This window comes from Streptomyces sp. NPDC004266, from assembly GCF_042874095.1.
Lineage (GTDB): Bacteria > Actinomycetota > Actinomycetes > Streptomycetales > Streptomycetaceae > Streptomyces.
Genome location: NZ_JBIAMM010000004.1, coordinates 43,059 through 63,886 on the forward strand (window position 1 = coordinate 43,059; position 20,828 = coordinate 63,886).

The 20,828-nt window shown below is 73.9% G+C and carries 15 protein-coding genes and 1 pseudogene; 10 read left to right on the plus strand and 6 right to left on the minus strand.

Going from position 1 to position 20,828, the window contains the following annotated elements; all coding sequences use genetic code 11:
• Positions 1 to 18 precede the first annotated feature (18 nt).
• Positions 19 to 1,686, minus strand: a complete 1,668-nt coding sequence (locus ACFYUZ_RS11400) for an SWIM zinc finger domain-containing protein (RefSeq protein ID WP_389307841.1) — start codon at positions 1,684 to 1,686, stop codon at positions 19 to 21.
• A 220-nt stretch (positions 1,687 to 1,906) separates the two neighbouring features.
• Here ACFYUZ_RS11400 and ACFYUZ_RS11405 point away from each other — a divergent pair, with 220 nt between their 5' ends.
• Positions 1,907 to 2,578 (plus strand): hypothetical protein, encoded by a 672-nt coding sequence (locus tag ACFYUZ_RS11405; RefSeq protein ID WP_389307843.1) that lies wholly within the window; start codon positions 1,907 to 1,909, stop codon positions 2,576 to 2,578.
• A gap of 124 nt (positions 2,579 to 2,702) precedes the next feature.
• Here the strand turns inward: ACFYUZ_RS11405 and ACFYUZ_RS11410 are convergent, their stop codons facing one another.
• Positions 2,703 to 4,313 carry a M4 family metallopeptidase gene (locus ACFYUZ_RS11410; RefSeq protein WP_389307844.1) on the minus strand — a complete coding sequence of 537 codons (1,611 nt, stop codon included), beginning with the start codon at positions 4,311 to 4,313 and terminating at the stop codon, positions 2,703 to 2,705.
• A gap of 1,249 nt (positions 4,314 to 5,562) precedes the next feature.
• Between ACFYUZ_RS11410 and ACFYUZ_RS11415 the strand changes: the two genes are divergently transcribed.
• From ACFYUZ_RS11415 to ACFYUZ_RS11435, 5 genes are all read left to right on the plus strand, one after another.
• Entirely contained in the window at positions 5,563 to 7,737 is a 2,175-nt protein-coding gene (locus tag ACFYUZ_RS11415; RefSeq protein ID WP_389307846.1) for a PBS lyase, read from the plus strand.
• Between the two features lie 276 nt (positions 7,738 to 8,013).
• Positions 8,014 to 8,760, plus strand: a complete 747-nt coding sequence (locus ACFYUZ_RS11420; protein ID WP_389308543.1) for a hypothetical protein — start codon at positions 8,014 to 8,016, stop codon at positions 8,758 to 8,760.
• On the plus strand, positions 8,757 to 10,154 hold the full coding sequence (locus tag ACFYUZ_RS11425; RefSeq protein ID WP_389307848.1) for an ATP-binding protein: 1,398 nt from the start codon (positions 8,757 to 8,759) through the stop codon (positions 10,152 to 10,154). The genes ACFYUZ_RS11420 and ACFYUZ_RS11425 overlap by 4 nt, the downstream gene beginning before the upstream one ends.
• Before the next feature lie 180 nt (positions 10,155 to 10,334).
• Positions 10,335 to 11,699 carry an FtsW/RodA/SpoVE family cell cycle protein gene (locus ACFYUZ_RS11430; RefSeq protein ID WP_389307850.1) on the plus strand — a complete coding sequence of 455 codons (1,365 nt, stop codon included), beginning with the start codon at positions 10,335 to 10,337 and terminating at the stop codon, positions 11,697 to 11,699.
• A 59-nt stretch (positions 11,700 to 11,758) separates the two neighbouring features.
• A complete protein-coding gene (locus ACFYUZ_RS11435) occupies positions 11,759 to 13,237 on the plus strand; it encodes a penicillin-binding transpeptidase domain-containing protein (RefSeq protein WP_389307852.1) in 1,479 nt (492 codons plus the stop codon).
• Positions 13,238 to 13,277: 40 nt separating this feature from the next.
• Here ACFYUZ_RS11435 and ACFYUZ_RS11440 read toward each other — a convergent pair whose 3' ends face one another.
• Together ACFYUZ_RS11440 and ACFYUZ_RS11445 are read right to left on the minus strand one after the other, a co-directional pair.
• Positions 13,278 to 14,165, minus strand: coding sequence for a hypothetical protein (locus ACFYUZ_RS11440; protein ID WP_389307854.1), 888 nt, complete (start codon positions 14,163 to 14,165; stop codon positions 13,278 to 13,280).
• Positions 14,166 to 14,186: 21 nt separating this feature from the next.
• Positions 14,187 to 15,299, minus strand: a complete 1,113-nt coding sequence (locus ACFYUZ_RS11445; RefSeq protein WP_389307855.1) for a ferritin-like domain-containing protein — start codon at positions 15,297 to 15,299, stop codon at positions 14,187 to 14,189.
• 170 nt (positions 15,300 to 15,469) lie between these two features.
• Between ACFYUZ_RS11445 and ACFYUZ_RS11450 the strand changes: the two genes are divergently transcribed.
• The 4 genes and pseudogenes from ACFYUZ_RS11450 to ACFYUZ_RS11465 all read left to right on the plus strand — a co-directional run.
• The gene (locus ACFYUZ_RS11450) at positions 15,470 to 16,192 is read left to right on the plus strand and encodes a TetR/AcrR family transcriptional regulator (protein ID WP_389307857.1); all 723 of its coding nucleotides are present in this window, start codon (positions 15,470 to 15,472) and stop codon (positions 16,190 to 16,192) included.
• Between the two features lie 26 nt (positions 16,193 to 16,218).
• The gene (locus ACFYUZ_RS11455) at positions 16,219 to 16,512 is read left to right on the plus strand and encodes a hypothetical protein (RefSeq protein WP_389307859.1); all 294 of its coding nucleotides are present in this window, start codon (positions 16,219 to 16,221) and stop codon (positions 16,510 to 16,512) included.
• A 75-nt stretch (positions 16,513 to 16,587) separates the two neighbouring features.
• The gene (locus ACFYUZ_RS11460) at positions 16,588 to 18,012 is read left to right on the plus strand and encodes a C40 family peptidase (RefSeq protein WP_389307861.1); all 1,425 of its coding nucleotides are present in this window, start codon (positions 16,588 to 16,590) and stop codon (positions 18,010 to 18,012) included.
• 103 nt (positions 18,013 to 18,115) lie between these two features.
• Positions 18,116 to 19,024, plus strand: a pseudogene (locus ACFYUZ_RS11465) (MFS transporter); the annotation flags it as partial.
• Positions 19,025 to 19,299: 275 nt separating this feature from the next.
• Here the strand turns inward: ACFYUZ_RS11465 and ACFYUZ_RS11470 are convergent.
• Positions 19,300 to 19,830, minus strand: coding sequence for a DUF6584 family protein (locus tag ACFYUZ_RS11470; RefSeq protein WP_389307863.1), 531 nt, complete (start codon positions 19,828 to 19,830; stop codon positions 19,300 to 19,302).
• A gap of 125 nt (positions 19,831 to 19,955) precedes the next feature.
• Complete coding sequence (locus ACFYUZ_RS11475) at positions 19,956 to 20,543, minus strand: GNAT family N-acetyltransferase (RefSeq protein WP_389308545.1); 588 nt, start codon at positions 20,541 to 20,543, stop codon at positions 19,956 to 19,958.
• Between the last annotated feature and the right edge of the window lie 285 nt (positions 20,544 to 20,828).

The window sequence follows — 20,828 nt, forward strand, 5'->3', positions numbered from 1 at the left end:
CCCACGCCGTCCTCTGGCTTACAAGCCCTGCTCGTCCATCAGTCGCATCAGGTTCCGCTTGCGCTTCTGTGCGGCGCGCAGGTCGGTGACGTACATGGTGAAGTCGTCGGGTGTGCCGAGGCGGCGGTGGCAGTCGCGGATGCTCAGGAGCAGGCCGACGAGTTGCTCGTAGGAACGGTTGCCGGTCTCACGGGTGAGCGCAGCGGCCAGGCGGAGGTAGACGGCCAGGGCGTCTGCGGGGCGGGTCGGGCGGGACTGGTCGGCGAGGGTGAGCCACTGGTCGTCGTGGGCGCCGTACTCGCCGGCTGCCTGCCAGGCGGCGTCGACGTCCTCGTCGTCCAGCAGGATGTCGACGAGGGCCCGGCCACCGTGTGCGCCCGTCCGTTCGGCGTCGGCGCGCAGGAGGGCCAGGGCCTTTTCGCGCTCAGCCGACCAGCTGTCGGCGGCCCGGGCGACAGCACGCAGCTGCTGGTAGGCGAGCAGGGTGTGGCGGGCCGCGAAGTGGTCGCGGCGCAGGGTGACGGCGTCGGCGAGCCGGCCGGTTCGGGTGTAGCGGTCGGTGAGGTGGTCGATCAGGGCGGTGTCGGCGGCGGCGAGGTCCTCGGCCTCCCGGATGCCGCGCTCTGCCCATTCCAGGGCTTCGGCGGTACGGCCGGCGGTGTCGAGTTCGCGGGCGATGAGCAGGTGGGTGCGGCCGTTCGGCGCTAGGTCGGCGGCGTGGACGGCGATCACCGTGTCGATGTCCCGCCCCGCCTTCGCGAGGCGCTGCATCAGGTGCTTCTCGGCCCAGCCGGTACGGTTCGCCTGCCACGCCTCGGCCGCGTACCGGCGCAGGGCGGCCATCCCCCGCTCACCGAGCAGGTCCCCGTAGTCCAGCGGGTCGATGTCGGTCAGGTCGGCCGCGTCGTCGAGGGCGTGGGCCACCAGCCAGTGCGCGAGTTCCTCCGGGTCGGGGCCGGCCGCGCAACAGGCGTCGTGGTGGGCGTCGGCAAGGTCGGCGCCGATCTGGCTGAGACGGCCGTCGGAGTCGTCGATGCTCTCGACCACTCCCGCCAGCAGGCCGATCGTCTCCCGCGCCAGCTCCATCGCGTCGGATGCCCGGCCGGAGCCGGTCAGCGCCTTGATCGCGGACACCGCCTGCCCGGCCTGGTCGGCGTAGGCGCGGGCATCGGCGTACTCGACGTAGCCGTACTGGGCGAACGGGCCGATGTCGAGCAGCTCACGGATGCGGGAGCGGACACCGGCCAGGTCTCCGCGAGCGCTCGCCGCCTTCAGTTCCAGGCGGCGGCGCAGCTGCCGGTCCTCGGCCATCTCCTCCCGTACGAGAGTGAGCAGTTCCTCCCTCGACAGGTCCGTCAGCCAGGCATCGAGCCCGCGCGCCCGGGTTCGGGCCGATTCACGCCGACGGGGGAGGTCCACCTCCTGGGCGATCACGGTCAGACCGAGCGCGACCAGGTGCTTGCAGAAGTTGCCCTCCTGGCCGTACGGGCAGTCGCAGGTGCCCGCCGGCGACTTGCGGCCGTCCTGGAACAGCTCCACCTCGTACCGCTCCGTGCCGCGTACCGACGCCCTGATCCAGCCGTCGCCGACCTCGACCCGTGACACCGCGTCGACGTAATCGAGCCCACGCTCGAACGAACGCTCCCCGGCCAGCGCCCTCAGCTCGGCTTCCGTAAGACCGCTCACGACTCTCCGCGTTCCGATCCGCCTCGGGCTCCGCCCGACAGTCCTCACCCTAACGGCCACCAGGTCGAACGACTCCGGCAATCAGGAAGGTGCCTACCCCACGAGACGATGCCTCCACCCGTTCGCGCACCCTCCTCGTCGGGCCGACGCCGCCGTCCCCCTGCGGCATCTTGCCCTCGTCGGTGATGTCGTCGACCGCCCCTCCTCGGAAAGGTGCCGCATGGCCGAGCCCGCCACCGTGAACCTGACGAAGGCCGCCCCCACGGTCTCCCTGGACAAGCACGGCGTAACGACCGGGCTGATCAAGGTCAACCTCAACTGGACCTCGCCGCAGGCCGCCACGCAACGGACGGCCGGCGAGGCACGTGGTCTGTTCGGCCGGATCCGGGCGTCGCTGCGGTCGGCCACGGCCAGGAAGGTGGATCTCGACCTCGGCTGCATGATTCGCTGCACCGACGGTTCCAAGACCGTGGTGCAGGCGCTGGGCAACGCGTTCGGCGCGGTGGACCGCTTTCCGTACGTCGCCCTCGACGCGGACGACCGGACCGGGGCCCGGGAGGCGGGAGAGAACCTCGTCATCAACCTGGACCACCAGGCCGAGTTCCAGAAACTCCTGCTCTTCGTCTACATCTACGAAGGATCCGGTGACTTCCGCGGCCTCGACGCGGTGGTGACACTGACCTCGGAACGCGGCGACCGCTTCCGGGTCGTTCTCGACGAATGCCCGCCGCAGGCGCACGCCTGCGCCATCGCCCTCATCAAGCGCCAGAAGGGCGAACTCGTCATCGGACGCGAGGTCCGGTGGTTCACCCCGGCGGACGGCCCCGGCATCCAGGACGTGATCTCCCGCGCGTACCGGCTCGGCATGAAATGGACTCCCGGCCGGAAGTAGCGCCTCACCACCGTGTACGCCCTCAGTGCCGCATGCCGGCCGTGGCCGGTGCCATCGGGGGCCGTCGGGAACGGCGAACCCGCGCGGCACGTGGTGTGCCGCGCGGGTCCGGTGCCCGGTGGGGTTACTTGACGTTGATCGCCGTCCAGGCCGCGGCGACCGCGTTGTACTGGGTGCTGCCGGTGCCGTAGAGGTCCGCGGCGGCCGAGAGGGTGGCCGTGCGGGCGCCCGCGTAGCCGGTGGTGGAGGTCATGTAGGTGGAGAGGGCCTTGTACCAGATCTTGTACGCGGCCTGGCGGCCGATGCCCGTGACCGTGGAGCCGTTGTAGGTCGGCGAGTCGTAGGTGACGCCGTTGATGGTCTTCGTTCCGCTGCCCTCGGAGAGCAGGTAGAAGAAGTGGTTGGCCGGGCCCGAGGAGTAGTGGACGTTGAGGCGGCCGACCGACTTCGACCAGTAGTCGGCGGAGCTGCCGTCCTTGCTGGGCTTGTCCATGTAACGGAGCGGCGTGCCGTTGCCGTTGATGTCGATCTTCTCGCCGATGAGGTAGTCACCGGCGTCGGAGGGGTTGTTGGCGTACCACTCGACCGAGGTGCCGAGGATGTCGGAGGTCGCCTCGTTCAGGCCGCCGGACTCGCCGCTGTAGCGGAGGTTGGCGGTGGAGGAGGTCAGGCCGTGGGACATCTCGTGGCCGGCCACGTCGAGGGACGTGAGCGGGTGGGTGTTGCCGATGCCGTCGCCGTACGTCATGCAGAAGCAGGAGTCGTCCCAGAAGGCGTTGACGTACGCGCTGCCGTAGTGGACGCGGGAGTACGCCGCGACGCCGTCGCCGCGGATGCCGAGGCGGCCCAGCTCGTTCTTGTAGAAGTCCCACGTGACGGCCGCGCCGTAGTGGGCGTCGGCGGCCGCGGTCTCGCGGTTGGAGGCGAGGCCGTTGCCCCACGTGTCCGTGGAGTTGGTGAAGAGGGTGCCCTGGCCGGACGTGCCGCCCTTCAGGTCGTACGTCTTGTGGCCGCCGCGCGTGGCGTCGGTCAGGGTGTACGAGCCCGAGGTGCCGAGGGTGACCTGGCCGGCGTACATGGTGTTGCCGACGCCGGTCTCGATCGTCTCGGCGGAGAACAGCTCCTTGCCCGTGGTGGCGTCGGTGACGACCTGGCGGCGGCTCGGCGTGCCGTCCTTCTGGACGCCGGTGACGAAGCTCTCCCAGGCGAGGACCGGCTTGCCGGTGGCCGCCCAGATCACCTTGCGGGCGGAGGCGACGGCCTCGTTCGTGTTGGCGGCGGAGGCGAGGGCGGCCTTGCCGGCGGCGGCGCGCTCGACGGCGGGCGTCGTGCTCGCCACGGATATGCGGGCCGAGGTCGCCTTGGTGGTGGAGCGGGCGCCCGACTTCTTCTGGTGGACGACCAGGTCGCCGCCGAGGACCGGGAGGCCCTCGTAGGTGCGCTCGTAGCGCGTGTGCACGGTGCCGTCCGCGTCCTTGACGACGTCCCGGACGACCAGCTTCTCCTGGGCCTGCAGGCCGATGGACCGGGCGGTGGCCGCGGCCTCGCCCTGCGCCTCGTGGATGGCGGCGGCGCGCTGGGTGCCGGTCAGCTGGACCGCCGTGGCACCGGCCTCGCGCTGGGCGTCCGCGTTGGCGGATCCGGTCTGGACGCCGACGACGACCATGGCGGCCGATGCGATCAGCGCGGCGGCTCGGGCGGTGGTGCGGCGGGACGAAGACTGCTGGCGGGTCACGCGGGCTCCTTCGCTGAAAAGCGTGGGGATTGTGGGGGTGGTGTTGCGGCTGTGAGCGTGCCAGCGAAGTCGTCTGTTTGACAGGTCTGCAACAAGAATTTGACCATGTGTTGCCCGAAGGGCGGTGAACTCTGTTCGCTATGCGGGGAGTTCGGGGCGCGTCACGACCCTCTCTGCCCAGATTCGGGCAGCACGGAGCTCCTGGAGAGGCCGTCGGGGGGCTTGGGGTCCTCTGGGGTTTTTGAGTGGTGTGCGGACTTCCGGGGCAGTTGAGCGACGGGCCCGCGGGGCCGCGCCTGATCGGCCGGGAACCGCCGAGTCCTTGGACCACCGCCGTCCCTTCCGGAAGCCCTGCCGATCCCGCTCCGCCCGCCGTTCTCATGGGCGACATCGCGCCACGTCTGGAGCGGTACGGGGGCCTCGTGGCGCCGTCACTCCGCTCCCGGGCGGGCCGGCGGTCGTGCCGGCCGGTCGCACCGGGGCCGCCCGGGATCGCCCTGGACGGGGAGCCCGGGCGAACCGGGCACGGCGGTCGCCCGAGCTCCACCGACCGGGTGCGGGCCGGGGCCGTCCCGCACGTCGCCTTCGGTCCGCCGGCCCCGCCGCGGCTCGACCCGCCCCACCGGGCGGGTTCCGCCCGGATCCGGCGCGAGGTTCGGCACGCGGGCACGAACGACGCCCCGCCGCCCGCTCCCGTCGACCCTCCCGCACGGCCCCGAGCGCCGGGCGCCGGGCGTGCGGCTCCCCGACGGCCGCGCCCCGACCACCTCATCCCGGCCGACCCCGGCCTACCCCGGCCTACCCCGACGCGGTCCACGGCGGCGGGGAGTCGACTGGCGCTCGCGCGGGTCTCTCGCGACGGAGACGGAGACGGAGTCGGAGCACGGGCCGGTGCGGTGGACCGCCCCGCCGCTCCCGGTCGCATCGCGTCGGGTCGGGAGCGGCACGGGACGGCCGCGCTCGTCCGTGTCCGCGCCGAGGAGCGGGGAGGAGGGAGCGGCGGGCGGGGGAGGGAGGGGCGGGCGAGGGGCCCCGACGGTGCGCGGCGGCCCCGGCCCCCCTCGTACGGCATCGGCGTGTCACCCGTACGGACACCGACAGCAACTGCCTTGCTCCGCACCGTACATGGCGCAAAGAGACCGCAACAGACGCCCCGGGCGGGGCGGGTGTCGCCGGTTCGGCCTTGTCGTCCCTCCTGTGGTGCACACTTGCTGCCTGGCACAGCGCTCACGGGGAAGGCGGCCTGGCAATGCTGACGGGGATCGAGGAGGTCGACTGGGCCTCGCTGGGGCACGCGTACGGCCCCGCGGACGACGTGCCGGAGCTGCTCCGCGGACTCGCCTCCGCCGACCCCGCGGAGCGGGAGACCGCCCTCGACGGCATGTACGGCGCGGTGCACCACCAGGGCGACGTGTACGACTCGACGCTCGCCTGCATCCCCTTCCTCCTCGAACTCGTCGCCGACCCCGGCGTCCAGGACCGGGGCTGCATCGTCGAGCTGCTCACCAGCATCGGCGGCATCGAGCTCGACGACGACGAGGAACTGGACGAACTCGGCTCCGACGAGGAGGAGTTCATCCCCGCCGCCAACTACGCGATGGCCGCCGCCGCCATCGCCGCCGGGGCCGACGTCTTCCTCGGTCTCGTCTCGGACCCCGACCCCGAGGTGCGGCTCGCCGCGCCGTGCGCGCTCGCCTCCCTGCACCCCGAGCCCGTCCGGGTGCTGTCCCTGCTGCGGGAGCGGCTCACCGTCGAGCGCGACACCGAGGTGCGGCTCGCGCTGGTGGCCGCCGTCGGGCGGATCGCCCTGCGGCACGCCTCGCTGCGCGCCGAGACCGTCGACTGGCTCGACTGGCTCGCCCGCGCCGCCCAGGACCCCGGGCTCCGGCTCGCGGCCCTCGCGCAGCGGGCGCGCTGCGCACCCGGCGACATCCCGGAGGACGTGGTGCCGTGGGTGACGGGGCTCCTGGAGGAGATCCGGACCTCGGCGAGCCGCCCGGCCGTCCCCGGCACGGAGCGGACCGCGACGCCGACCCTCATCGGGCAGGTCCGCGAGCTCCTGGAGGAGCACGCCGCGGGACGGCCCGCCCCGTGGACCGAGGAGCTGCTGCGGACCCTGCACGCGGCCCTCGACGACCGGGTCGACGACCGGATCGCGCTGATCCTCGCCCAGCTGCGCAGCCCCGACTGGGGGCAGCGCTCGGACGCGATCTGGCTGTGCGGCGGTTTGATACGGGTCTGGCGCGGGCGGTACGAGGAGGTCGTCCGGCTCATCGGCGCCCAGCTCCAGGACCCTGAGCCCCGGCTCCGTGAGGCGGCCACGTCCTTCCTTGAGCGGCTCTTCGAGCTGGGCGCCCCCGCCGCCGACGCGCTCGCGACCCGCCTCGCCGCGGGGCCGGGCGGGGCCGCAAGGCCGACCGGAGCCGCGGGGGCGGGCGGAACCGCAAGGCCGGGCAAGGCCGCAGGGCCGGGCGGGGCCGCGCAGGACACCGGCCAGAGCCCCTTCGTCGGGCGGTCCGGGCGGGACGGGGCGCTGCTCGCGCTGGCCCGCGCCGGGGACACCCGTGCGGTCCCGCTGCTCGCCCGCGCCCTGGAGGAGGCCGAGGTGCGGCGCGAGCTGCTGTACGCCATGGACGGGCTCGGGCCCTCCGCAGCGATGCTCGCCCCGCTGCTCCGGCGCCGGCTCGCCGAGGTCGAGTTCGACGAGCGGCTGTACGACCGGGCGGCGCCGCTGCTGTACGCCCTGGCGGCCGTGCGGGGCGCCCAGGCCCTGCCGGAGGTGCTCCGGATGCTGCGCGAGGCGCCGGCGAACCGGCGCGACTGGGTGCGGGAGGCCACCCTGCGGACCCTGGCCGCCTTCGGGCCCGCCGCCCGGGAGGCCGTACCGGACATGCGAAGACTCCTGGCCGCCGATTCGGCCGCGGTGGCCACGGCGGCCGCGCGGGCGCTGTGGGCGGCCGAGGGGGATCGAGGGGACGTGCTGCCGGCGCTGGAGCGGTGGCTGCGGCCGGGCACGTCGGGCGCGGACTGGTGCGCCGCCGCGCAGGCCCTCGGCGAGATCGGCCCGGCGGCGGCCTCGGCGGCCCCGGCCCTGCGGCCCGGTCTGGTCTCGCGGGACCTGTGGGTGCGGGTCCGCAGCGCGGCGGCGCTGTGGCGGGTGTCCGGCGAGGCGTCGGCGTCGCTCCCGGTGCTGCTCGCGGCCTGGGAGGAGAACCGGCACGCGCGCGTGGACATCGCGGAGTGTCTGGCGGAGATGGGTCCGGCGGCCTCGGGGGCGCAGCTGGCCGTCCTCACCGAGCTGACCCGCAGGCGCCGCCACAACGCCCGCGAGGGCGCCTCCGGCAGCCATGACATCCACCTCGACGAGAAGCTGCTGACCCTCTGCCGGGCGGCGCTGGCCCGGATGGAGCGGGGGGCGTTCTAGAGCCACCCGGATCGAGACGATCCGACGATGAGACAAAAAGGACTTCACTCCGCATAAGGTCTACGGGGAGCCTCATCCCCATCGACCCGACCGAGGAGCAGCGTGAGACCGCGCGGAGTGCGCCGTGGGAGACCTGGCGGACGGCAGCGGGTGAGACCGCGCGGCGTCCGAAACGCGGCGGGAGTCCGGAGCGCCCCCGACGCCCCGGGCACGGCCGGTGTCCGGAGCACCCCCGACGCCCCGGGCACGGCCGGCGTCCGGAGCGTCGTCGGCGTCCTGTGCGCCCTCGGTCTCGGCCTCGCGCTCACCGGCTGCGGTGGTGGCGAGGGCGGGCTCCAGAGTGCCGGGCCCACGCCCACGGCCGTGGGGCCCGTCCGGCTCTGGCCCGATCTGCCGCCCGCCACCAATCCGCCGATCGACTACGGCGAGTCCGACGTCCAGCGCGTCCCCGGCGTCGAGGTCGCCGACAACGACGTCCACTCCGTCGACCCGGTGGCGGTCGTCCGCGCCGAGGTGCGCGCCCATCCCGACACGCACACCGGCCCGGACGGCCTCTACGAGCAGACCGCCCGGGCGATCGAGGCCTGCGACACGGCGCCGGGCGCCTGTCCGGTCCTGCGGCCGTACTACCGCGACCTCACCGGCAACGGCCGGGACGAGCTGATCGTCGGGATCCGGATGCCGGACCAGCAGGTCGGGGTACGGGTCTACCTCGCCGAGAACGGCGGCCTGACCCGGATCATGTCCACCGTCGACCAGGTCATCAGCGTGGAGCTCGCGGGCCGGGACCTGATCATGCGGGTCGGCTCGGCCGGCATTCCCGGCTACGAGTACCGGACCGCCTGGTCCTGGGACGAGCAGCAGGGCAGCATGCTGCCCACCCGGGACGAGATCGTCCGGGTGAATCCCTCCGGCACCGGGCCCTCCATGGTGCCCGCGCCCCGTCTGGTGAGCCCGACGCCGAGCCCCGGCCCGTCCTCCGACCGGGCCCCCGCGCCCGTCCCCCCGGAGGCGACGCCGTGAGGGCGCCCCGGCGGCCCGCCTGGACCGCGACCCTCACCTGGAAGGCCGCGGTCTTCATCGCGGTCATGTGCTGCGCCCTCGCCGCCCTGCTCGGCGTCCTCGTCCACGCCTCCGTGGCCGGCCAGACCGTGAACGACTCCCGGGAGAAGGCCCTGGCACGGCTCACCGAGGTCAGCGGGCTCTACGAGGCGGGCGAGCCGCTCCCCCGGTTCGCGGGCGTCGATCCGCCCGGGCTCCCGGCCCCGCTGCGGGCGCTGGCCGCGCGCGGGGAGCGCGGCACGATGGTCGCGGAGCACGAGGGCCGACCGACGATGTGGGCCGCGGGCCCGGCGGACGGCCCCGGAGCGGGCCCCTCGGACGGCCCCGCCCCAAGCCCGACGAACCACCCCGGCACAGACCCCTCGGGCGGTCCCGCCCCAAGCCCGGCAGGCACCTCCGGGGCGCACCCCTCGGGTGGTCACGCCCTCGCCGTGCGCCTCGACTACACCCAGAGCGCCGAGACGATCGACGCGCTCGACCGCTCGATCCTCGGCTCCTCCGTCCTGGCCATCGGGGCGACCCTGCTCGTCGGCGCCTTCGCCGTCACCCGGGTCACCCGCCGCCTGCACCTCACCGCGCAGGTGGCCCGCCGGATCAGCGCCGGCGACCTCGACGCGCGCGTGGACGATCCCCGTACGAAGGACCCGACCCGGCCCCAGGACGAGGTGGCCACGGTCTCCGGGGCGCTCGACACCATGGCCTCCTCGCTCCAGCGCAAGCTGCAGAGCGAGCAGCGGTTCACCGCCGATGTGGCGCACGAGCTGCGGACCCCGCTGACCGGGCTCTCGGCCGCGGCCGAGCTGCTGCCGGAGGGCCGCCCCTCGGAGCTCGTACGGGACCGGGTGCGGGCGATGCGGGGGCTCACCGAGGACCTCCTGGAGATCTCGCGGCTCGACGCCCGCACCGAGACCGTGGACCTGGCGGTGCACGAGCTCGGGCCGCTCGCCGAACGGGTCGTGCGCGCCTCGGGCACGGACACGGAGGTGCGGGTGGTCCGGGACGCCACGGTGGAGACCGACCGGCGGCGGGTGGAGCGGGTGCTCGGCAATCTGGTGGCCAACGCGCACAAGCACGGGGCACCGCCGGTGGTGGTGACGGTGGACGGCCCGGTGGTGTCCGTACGGGACCACGGGCCGGGATATCCCGCGTACCTGCTGGAGTCGGGGCCGCAGCGGTTCCGCACCGAGAGCGGGGGCAAGGGGCACGGCCTCGGGCTGACCATCGCGGTGGGGCAGGCGGAGGTGATCGGCGCCGAGCTGCTCTTCGCCGCCGGCCCGGACGGGGGCGCCGAGGCCCGGCTGCGGCTGCCGGAGTACGTACGGTTCGACGCGCACGGGTCCGCGCCCGAGGAGTGACGGCCGTCCGGGCCCGGGGGTGCGAGCGTGCCCGCACACGAAAGCGTGCCCCCACACGGAGGCGACGCGCCCGCACCCGCAGATGAGACACCCGCACCCGGAGGCGACGCGTCCGCACCCGAACACGGCACACCGTCACACAAAAGGGACATAGGGCATACCGCTTGCTACGTTGCGGCCATGACCGCACCTCCGCCCGGCACCCGCGTCCCGAAGCGGCGCGGTGTGGAGCTGTCGCTCCTGATCGGCGCGGTCCTGATCTCCGTCCTGGGCTACGCCGAGGTCGGCCTCGCCCGCAGCGGCGCCGTGCCGCCCGACGCCGCCCGCTACGGGGCCGGGCTCGGGCTGCTCGCGCTCGTCGCCCATCTCGCGGTCCGCTTCCGCGCCCCGTACGCCGACCCCCTGCTGCTGCCGATCGCGGTCCTGCTCAACGGCCTCGGCCTGGTGCTGATCTACCGCCTCGACCTGGAGACGCCGAAGGACCAGGCGGCGACGACGCAGCTGGTCTGGTCGACGGTCGGGGTGGCGCTGTTCATCGTGGTCGTCCTGCTGCTGCGCGACCATCGGACGCTCCAGGGGTACGCGTACGTGTCGGTGGCCGCCGCGCTCGCCCTGATGATCCTGCCGATCCTCTTCCCCGCGGTGAACGGCGCCAAGATCTGGATCAGGATCGGCGGCCTCTCCTTCCAGCCGGGCGAGTTCGCCAAGATCCTGCTCGCGGTCTTCTTCGCCGCGTACCTCGCCGCCAACCACAACGCGCTCGCGTACACCGGCCGCCGGATCTGGAAGTTCCAGTTCCCGACGGGCCGGGTCCTGGGGCCGATCGTGGCGATCTGGCTGCTCAGCGTCGGCGTCCTCGTCCTGGAACGGGACCTCGGCACCTCGCTGCTCTTCTTCGGCCTCTTCGTGATCATGCTGTACGTGGCGACCGGCCGGACCGGCTGGATCGCGGTCGGCCTCGTCCTGGCCTCCGCCGGCGCCTTCCTCGTCGGCTCGCTCGAACCGCACGTCCACAGCAGGGTGCAGGACTGGCTCGACCCGTACGCCTCGATCCGCGCGGGCCAGGGACCGGGTCAGCTCGCCCAGTCGCTCTTCGCCTTCGCCGCGGGCGGGATGCTCGGCACCGGGCTCGGTCTCGGCCATTCCGTCCTCATCGGCTTCGCCACCAAGTCGGACTTCATCCTGGCGACGGCCGGCGAGGAGCTGGGGCTCGTCGGCCTCACCGCGCTCTTCCTGCTGTACGCGCTGCTCGTCGCCCGCGGCTACCGCGCCGGCCTCTCGCTGCGCGACCCCTTCGGGCGGCTGCTCGCGATCGGCCTCGCCTCGATCGTGGCGCTCCAGGTCTTCGTGATCGCGGGCGGGGTGATGGGGCTGATCCCGCTGACCGGCATGGCGATGCCGTTCCTGGCCCAGGGCGGTTCCTCGGTCGTCACCAACTGGGTGATCGTCGCGCTCCTCATCCGGGTCAGCGACTCGGCCCGCGCGCCCCGGCCGGACGCCGCCGACACCGGGGAGCTCGCCAAGGTCGGGGAGGTCGCGCGGTGAAGGACTCCGACGCCCGGGGAGGCCGCGCGGTGACCGGCTCCGGCCCCCGGGGAGGTCCGATGGTCCGGTACATCCGGCGCGCGGCGGCGCTCTGTCTCGTCCTCCTGGTGGCGCTGCTCGTCAACGCCGCCCGGGTCATGGTCTTCGAGGCCGACTCCCTCGACGACAACCCGGCCAACCGGCGGATCGCGATCGACCGGTACGCGAAGCCGCGCGGCGAGATCGTCGTCGACGGGAAGCCGGTGACCGGCTCCCGGGACAGCGGGCAGCAGCTGCGCTGGGAGCGGACCTACAAGCAGGGGCCGTTGTACGCGCCGCTGACCGGCTACGCCTCCCAGACGTACGGCACGACGCTCGTCGAGCACGCCGAGGACGGGATCCTCGCGGGCACCGATCCGATGCTGGCGCCGCTGCCCCTCTGGGACGACCTCACCCGCGGCCGGCAGCCCGGCGGCGACGTGGTGACGACGATCCGCGCGTCCATGCAGGAGGCCGCCTTCCGGGGGCTCGACGGGAAACGGGGCGCGGTCGTGGCGGTCGAGCCGTCCAGCGGCCGGATCCTGGCGCTCGTCAGCTCGCCCTCGTACGACCCGGGGGTGCTCTCCGGGACCGGACAGGACGTCAAGGACGCCTGGCGGCGGCTGAACGCCTCGCCGAGTCAGCCGATGCTGAACCGGGCGCTGCGGCAGACGTACCCGCCGGGCTCCACCTTCAAGATCGTGACGGCCGCGGCGGCCCTGGACGCGGGGGTGGTGCGGGACGTGGAGGCGCCGACGGACACCCCGGACCCGTTCGTGCTGCCCGGCACCCGGCAGGTGCTGCCGAACGAGGCGACGGGCTGCGGCGACGCGTCCCTCGCGTCCGCGATCCAGTGGTCCTGCAACACGGTGATGGCCGGACTGGGGGTGAAGGTGGGGCTGACGGGGATGGTCGACGCGGCGGAGCGGTTCGGCTTCAACGACACGGGGCTCCGGGTGCCGTCCTGGGTGGCGAAGTCCGACTTCGACCGGGAGATGAGCCCGGACCAGCTGGCGCTGTCGTCGATCGGGCAGTTCGACACGACGGCGACCCCGCTGCAGATGGCGCTGGTGGCGGCGGCGGTCGCCAACAACGGGGAGATCGCGCAGCCGTACCTCGTCGACCGCACGACGACCTCCGGCGGCACGACCGTGAACCGCACGGGCCGCCGCAGCTACCGGCAGGCGATGGACCCCTCGACGGCGATGCAGCTCCAGCGGCTGATGGTGCGGGCCGTGGAGGAGGGCACGGGCACGAAGGCGGCGATCCCCGGGGCCCGGGTCGGCGGCAAGACGGGGACCGCCCAGCACGGCTTCGGCAACACGGGCACCCCGTACGCCTGGTTCATCGCCTGGGCTCAGGCGGACGACATGGCCCAGCCGGCGGTGGCGGTGGCGGTCGTCGTCGAGGACGCGGAGGCCTCCCGCACGGACATCAGCGGGGGCGGCAGCGCGGCGCCGATCGCGAAGGCGGTGATGGAGGAGGCGCTGAGGCTGGAGGCGGAGGCGCGGAATCCGTAGCCCGGTCCTCCGTGCTCCCCGCCCCGGCCCCTCCCCCGGGTCAGCCGATCGGCTTGCGGATCTCGGCGCGGATCCTGACCGTCTTCTCCGCGAGTCCGGCGAGGTCGATGTCCTTCGGGTCGGCGGTGGCCTTCCCGGCGCCGACGAGGGCGATGGCGGCGGCGGTGTTCTCGTCGCCCCAGGCGCACATGGGCAGCGTCGTCGTGCTCAGTCCGTCCTTCGAGGTGGTGACCTGGCAGCTGACGGTCACGTCGTAGCCGGCGGGGGTGAAGTTCCTGGGCTTGACGACGAGCGTGGAGCCCTTGTCCGTGGCGGCCCCCTTGAGGATGGACGAGCGGGTGGTGCCGGGGTTCTTGATCTGCCCGTACATCCCGGAGAGCACGAGGACGGACCCGTCCTTGCCGCTGTACTGCCCGACCGCCGCCTTCGCGTCCTTCACGGTGAAGTCGGGGGTGTCCTCGATCTCCTTGCCCTGGGTGTCGGAGAGGTCGGAGAGGAGGGTGAACTCGCCGTCGAGGACGGTCTGCGAGACGACCAGCCTGTGCTTCGCCTCGGGGAAGGGACCGGTGACGCCGTCGAGCCCGGCCTTGACCCCGTAGCCGATGCCGCCGACCACGACCAGGGAGCCGATGACGATGGCGACGACGGCTCCGGCCGACAGCTTCTTCTTCGGCGGCCCCATGGGCGGCTGCCCCCAGGCCCCCGCGCCCGCCCCGGGGTACGGCGACGGGACGCCCTGCGGGGGGTGGCCCGGCGGAGGGCCCTGCGGGGGGTGGCCCTGCGGGGCCCCGTACGGGTTGGGCTGCTGCGGGGCCCCGTACGGGTTGGGCTGCTGCGGCGCCCCGAAGGCGCCGGGCTGCTGCGGGGGCGGTACGGGTCCGCCGTACGGATGGTGGGGCGGCGGGCTCGACGATGGCGGCATGGTCATGACGAGCACGCTACGGCACCCCTACGACACCTCCGCGGCCCCCTCTTCGATCGCCGCCTCCACCTCCGCGACCCGCTCCGCCTCCTCCGCCGCGAACCGTTCGCGGTCCAGCGCCTCCGCGATCTCCTCGTCCTGGCTCATCAGCAGGTCGAGGTTGGAGTCGCCGAGGTCGAAGACGCCCATGTCCAGGTAGGCCTTCTGGAGGCGTTCGCCCCAGAGGCCGATGTCCTTGACGCAGGGGACGATCCGGCTGAAGAGGAGCTTGCGGAAGAGGTGCAGGAACTCGCTCTGCTCGCTGAGCTCCTCCGCCTCCTTCTTCGGGATGCCGAAGTTCTCCAGGACCTCGACCCCGCGCAGACGGTCGCGCATCAGGTGGCAGCCCTCGATGACGAACTCCTCGCGCTCGCGGAGTTCCGCGTCGCCGAGCTGCTTGTAGTAGTCGCGCAGCGCCATCCGGCCGAAGGCGACGTGCCGGGCCTCGTCCTGCATCACGTACGCGAGGATCTGCTTCGGCAGCGGCTTGTCGGTGGTGTCGCGGATCATGCCGAAGGCGGCGAGGGCGAGGCCCTCGATGAGGACCTGCATGCCGAGGTAGGGCATGTCCCAGCGGGAGTCGCGCAGGGTGTCGTCGAGGAGGCCCTTGAGGTCGTCGTTGATCGGATAGAGCATCCCGATCTTCTCGTGGAGGAAACGGCCGTAGATCTCGGCGTGCCGGGCCTCGTCCATGGTCTGGGTGGCCGAGTAGAACTTGGCGTCCAGGTCGGGGACGGACTCGACGATCCTGGCGGCGCAGATCATGGCGCCCTGCTCGCCGTGGAGGAACTGGCTGAACTGCCAGGAGGCGTAGTGCCGGCGCAGGTCCCCCTTGTCCTTCTCGGTCATCTTCGCCCAGTGGCGGGTGCCGTGGAGGGTCAGGACCTCGTCGGGGGTGCCGAGCGGGTCGTACGGGTCGACCTCGACGCCCCAGTCGATCCGGGTGGCGCCGTCCCACTGCTTGTCCTTGCCCTTCTGGTAGAGGGCGAGGAGGCGTTCGCGGCCGTCGTCGTAGTCCCAGGAGAAGCGGGCGGCGCCGGCGGCGGGAACCTCCCAGACGGGTCCGGCGGGGGCGTTCACGTAGAGGTCGTGCGTCGACACTGGCGACTCCTTCCGTCCGTTCGCAGCAGGCTCACACGTTGGTAGACGGACCGTCAACAAGTCGCGCAGAAGGGATCCGTGGCCCTGCGCGCCCGGTGCGGGGCTCCCGCCCCGGAGGCCCCGGGGCCCGCCGCACCCGCGGGGTCGGCTCCGCGGTTACGCTGCGGTCCATGACGAGCGCCGCCACCCCCGCGTACCGCAGGCTCAGCGTCGAGGAGCGGCGCGGACAGCTCCTCCAGACCGCCCAGGAGCTCTTCGCCCACCGGGCGCCCGAGGACGTCTCGCTCGACGACGTCGCCGAGGCGGCCGGCGTCTCGCGGCCCCTCGTCTACCGCTACTTCCCCGGCGGCAAGCAGCAGCTGTACGAGGCGGCCCTGCGCTCCTCCGCCGACGCCCTGAACCGCTGCTTCAGCGAGCCGCCGGCCGGGCCGCCGACGGCTCGGCTCGGCCGGGTGCTCGACCGCTACCTGGCCTTCGTCGACGGACACGACGCCGGGTTCAGCGCGCTGCTCCGCGGCGGCAGCGTCGCCGAGACCTCCCGGACCTCCGCGATCGTGGACGAGGTGCGGCGGGCCGCCGCCGAGCAGATCCTCGTCCACCTCGGGGCGGAGCGGCCGGGCCCCCGGCTCGGGATGCTCGTCCGGACGTGGATCGCCGCCGTCGAGGCGGCCTCGCTCATCTGGCTCGACGGGGGGAAGCAGCCGCCGGCGGCGGAGCTGCGGGACTGGCTCGTCGACCATCTCGTCGCCCTGCTGGCGGCGACCACGGCGAGCGACGAGGAGACGGCGGGGGTCGTGAAGCGGCTCCTCGCGCAGGAGTCCCCCGAGGGGCCGGTGGCGGCGCTGGCCCGGCGGGTGATCCCGGTGGTGGGCGAGGCGGCGCACCTGCTGTGAGGCCGGGGGCGGGAGAGACTGTGGGGGTGAAGAGCGAGAACACCCCCTTCCGCGGCGGCCCCCTCGACGGCCGGGTCCTGCCGATCCTGCTCGGCCCGACCGGCCACCCGCCGAAGTGGTACGAGGTCCCGGTCCCGGCGCACGACGGGCGGCCGCCGACCTTGTACGCCTACCGGCGCGAGCCCGCCGGCTACACGAAGCGGCTCGGGCTCCAGCGCGGCTGGGTCTATGTGTACGCCCCCGAGGGGCGGGAGCGGCGCGAGCTGAAGTGGCCGTGGTCGAAGCCGACGCCGAAGCCGGGGTCGAAGCCGAACGAGTGACGCGGAGGGGCACGCCCCGATTCGTACGGTAATCGGATGAAGTGACTTGCCATCATCCCCTGTGGAGGTGATGACATGTCACGAAGGCTGCTGCGCACGGTCTGCACGGGGGCGCTCGCCGCGGCGACGGCGCTCACGGGGGCGCTCCCGGCGGGCGCCGCCCCGGAGCCGCCCGTGGACCCCCCGGCGGAGGCCCCGATCGCCTGGGCGGACCCGGCGGCGGAACCGGTCGGCCCGGTCGACCCCGCGGCGCCGGCCGCCACGGGTACGGACGCGGACGCGGGCGCAGGTACGGGTACGGATACGGGCGCGGGTACGGATCCCGTGGCGGACCCGGGTCCGGGTACGGGCCCCGCAGACCCGGCCGCCTCCGCACCCCCCTCCCCCTCCTCCGCCGCATCCCCCTCCCCCTCCTCCACGGCCCCTCCCCCCGTCGAGGACGACGACGCCGCCGCGCTTCCCGCCCCCGGCGGGAGGTCCGTCAGCGGGCTGCTCACCCGGCTGCGGACGCTGTACCAGCAGGCCGAGGCCGCCACCGAGCGGTACAACGCCGCGGAGGAGGCGCTGAAGCGCCAGGCCGCCGACACGAAGAAGGTCACCGCTCGGCTCACCGCCGCCCGGACGGCGCTGGCACAGGGCCGTGCCGCGGCCGGGCGGCTCGCCCGGGACCAGTACCAGGGCAGGTCCGCGCTCTCCTCGCTCCCCTCCTCCCTGTGGCTGCTCTTCGCCGCCGACCCCCGGTCGGCCCTGGACGAGGGGCACCTGATGGCCCGCGCCGCCCGTGACCGGGCCGGCGCCGTCTCCCGGCTCACCAGGGCCGAACGGCGGGCCGGCAGCCTCGCGAGCGCTTCCCGCAAGGCCCTGGACCGGCAGCAGGGGCTCGCCGCCGCGCAGCGCGTCCGGCGCGACGAGGTGCGGGCCAAGCTGCTCGCGGTCGAGAAGCTGCTCGCCGCCCTGTCGCCGGACCAGCTGGCCCGGATCACCGAGCTCGAACGGGTCCAGACCGCCGGCGCGCAGAGCGAGCTGCTCGGCTCCGGGGTCCTGGACGGCCCGCGCACCCCGTCCCGGGCGGGCGCGGAGGCGCTGCGCTTCGCGGTGGAGCAGATCGGCAAGCCGTACGAGTGGGGGGCGGAGGGCCCGGAGGCCTACGACTGCTCGGGGCTGACGCAGCAGGCGTGGGCGGCGGCCGGCCGGGAGCTGCCGAGGACCAGTCAGGAGCAGTGGGAGACCCTGCCCCGGGTGCCGCTGACCGAGCTCCGCCCCGGCGATCTGGTGGTCTACTTCCCGGGCGCGACCCACGTGGCCCTCTATCTGGGCGAGGGCCTGGTGGTGCAGGCCCCGCGCCCCGGCGGGAAGGTGAAGGTCTCCCCGCTCGCGGCGAACCCGGTGCTCGGGGCCGTACGGCCCGATCCGGGGGGAACGGCCCTGAAGACGTACGTCCCGCCCGAGCTTCCCGCCGGTGCCAGGGACGGCGGGGACGAGGGCTACGACCGGAACTGAACTTCCGTGCGCCGCAAGGCCCTTGCTCTTGCGAGTAATATGCAACAAGCTTGTCGGGTCCTTACTGATGGCCGATCGCCTCTCCCGGACACGGAGTCCCGTCATGCCCCGACTGCTGCCGGACACCCGGCCGCAACGCGCCCTCTCCGCCTCGAACTTCGTCAACGCCGTCGGCAGCGGCCTCTTCCTGACCGCCGGAGTGCTGTACTTCACCCAGGCCGTGCGCCTCCCGGCCTCCGCCGTGGGGCTCGGGCTCGGCATCGCCGGACTCCTCTCGCTGGCCGTGGGGATCGCCGTCGGCCACCTCGCGGACCGGCGCGGAGCGCGCGGGGTCCTCGTGACCACCCTGGCGGTGCAGGCGCTCGCCACGGCGGCCTTCGTCCTCGTCGACGGCTTCTGGCCGTTCGTCCTCTCCGTCTCCGCGGCCACCGGCGCGAAGGCGGCCGGTCTCGCCGCCCGGGCGCCGCTCATCCGGCATCACGGAGGGGAGAGGCCGCAGGAGTTCCGCGCCTACCTGAGGGCCGTGACCAACGTCGGAATCTCCTTCGGGGCGCTCCTCGCGGGGTGGGCGGTCCAGGTCGGCACCCTCGGGGCCTACCAGGTCCTGGTCGCCGGAAACGCCCTCGCGTTCGCGGCCTCCGCCGCCGTCCTGCTCCTGCTGCCGCCCGTCGCGCCCGCGCCCGTCGCCCGCGGGCCCCGGTGGATCGCGCTGCGGGACCGGCCGTACCTGGCGCTCACCGCGCTCGACGGCGTCATGGCGGTCCAGTTCAAGGTGCTCACCGTCGCGATCCCGCTCTGGCTGGTGGGGTCCACCACCGCACCGCACTGGCTGGTCTCCGGCACCATGCTCGCCAACACCGTCCTCGTCGTCGGCCTCCAGGTGCGGGCGAGCCGTGGCGTCGACTCGCCCCGGGCCGGCGGCCGCGCCTACCGGCGCGCGGGAGCGGCCTTCCTCGTCTCCTGCGCCCTCGTCTCGCTCTCCGCCGGAACGCCCGTCGCGGTGGCGGTGGTCCTGCTCCTGACCGCCGTGGTCGTCCACACGGTCGGCGAACTCTGGCACGCGGCGGGCGGCTTCGAGGTCTCGTACGCCCTCGCACCGCCCCACGCCACCGGTCAGTACCTGGGCGTCTTCGGCCTGGGCGCCGGCCTCTCCGAGGCGCTCGGCCCCGGACTGCTCATCGCGCTCTGCATCGGCTGGGGCCGGCCCGGCTGGTTCGCCGTGGGGGCCCTCTTCGCCCTGACCGGCCTCCTGACCCCGCTCGCCGTCCGACGCGCGGAGGAGGGCCGTCAGTCGCTGAAGAGCGAGATGACCCCGAGCACCCAGACCCCCATGAAGACGACCGTCCCCAGCAGGCAGCCGGCGCCCACGACGAAGCCGCCGAACGACCACCCGCCGGTGTCCGGCACGTACTCCTCGTCCGCGTCCTCCTCGTAGGAGGCGGGATCGTCCCAGTCGACGGGCCGCCCCAGCTCCTCGGCGCGGGCCGTCCGCACGGCCGCCAGCCGGCTCCCGGCGAACGCGGTGGCGGCCAGCGCCTCGGGCCCGCGCCACGCGAGGGCCTTCATCCGCCGCGCGGGAGACCCGTACCGCTCCTCGAAGGCGGCGGTCTCGTCCGGGCACCGGTCCTCTTCGAGGTACATCCAGCGCCCGGCCTCGGCCGCTTCCCCGTACAGCCGGTACACCTCGGCGAGCCGACGGCGGAGGGTCAGGTCGTACGGGAAGGAGGAGACGAGGCCGCGCAGGCGCTGGCGCGCCATCGGCACACGGCCGGCGGCCAGGTCCGCGTCCACGCGGGCGAGGGTGTGCTGCTGGGACATGAACACATGATCGAGCATGGCCGCGGAACGACTCGACCCGTTTTCCGCCGGTCCGTTCCACGCCGACGGCCGGCCCCGTCTCCGGGAGCCGGCCGTCGGCGGCCCACCGGGGCCTGTCCGGTGGATCAGGCCTGGCCGGCGGAGTCACCGCCTGATCGACCGCCGATGTCCGCGGCCAGCGCCGCGTAGATGTACTCGCTGCCCCAGCGATCCCCGTCGAGGTCGTTCTCGACCAGGTGCGCCTCCCGGCGCATCCCGAGGCGCTCACAGACCCGCACGGACCCGGTGTTCTCCACGTCCAGCCGTGCGTAGAGCCGGTGCACGCCCAGCGTGCCGAAGGCGAAACCGGCCAGCGCCGCGGCCGCCTCGGTCGCGTAGCCGTGCCCCTGGTGACGCGGGTCGAGAGTCCAGCCGATCTCGGCCTGGGCGGCGCGGGCATCGGCCAGGGCGAGGCTCACCTCGCCGAGGACGCCGGGCTCATCGCGTCGGCAGACAGCGAGCGCCAGCTTGTCCCCGTCGGCGCGCCAGACCGTCTGCGCCGCGCGCTCGGCGGCCACCTGCTCGCTGCGCTCACGCGTGTGCGCCGGCCGGTACAAGTAGCGCGCCACGCTCGGCAGGCTCTGGTACGCGTACAGGTCGTCGGCGTCGCCGGGAGTGAACAGACGCAGCGACAACCGGGGCGTGGTCATCGGCAGCAGCGGGGCGATGTCCATGCGGGCCTCCGGGACGCGGATGCGGGTCACGATGCGGACGGATTGTCGCATCGTGACCGACGGGCAGCCACGCCTTTTCCACGGCAGCGCCCGACAGCCCCGGCTACCACGAGGCGCGGCGTCCCAGGAGCTGTTCACTGACCCGCGCTCCTAGCGCCGGCGGCTTCCCTCGGGCCCGGAGCCGGGCCGTCTCCGGGCCGTCTCCGGGCCGTCTCCGGGCCGTCTCCGGGCCGTCAGACGGGCCCGAGGGTCACCGACGACCACCCATGACAACTGCTCCCACGC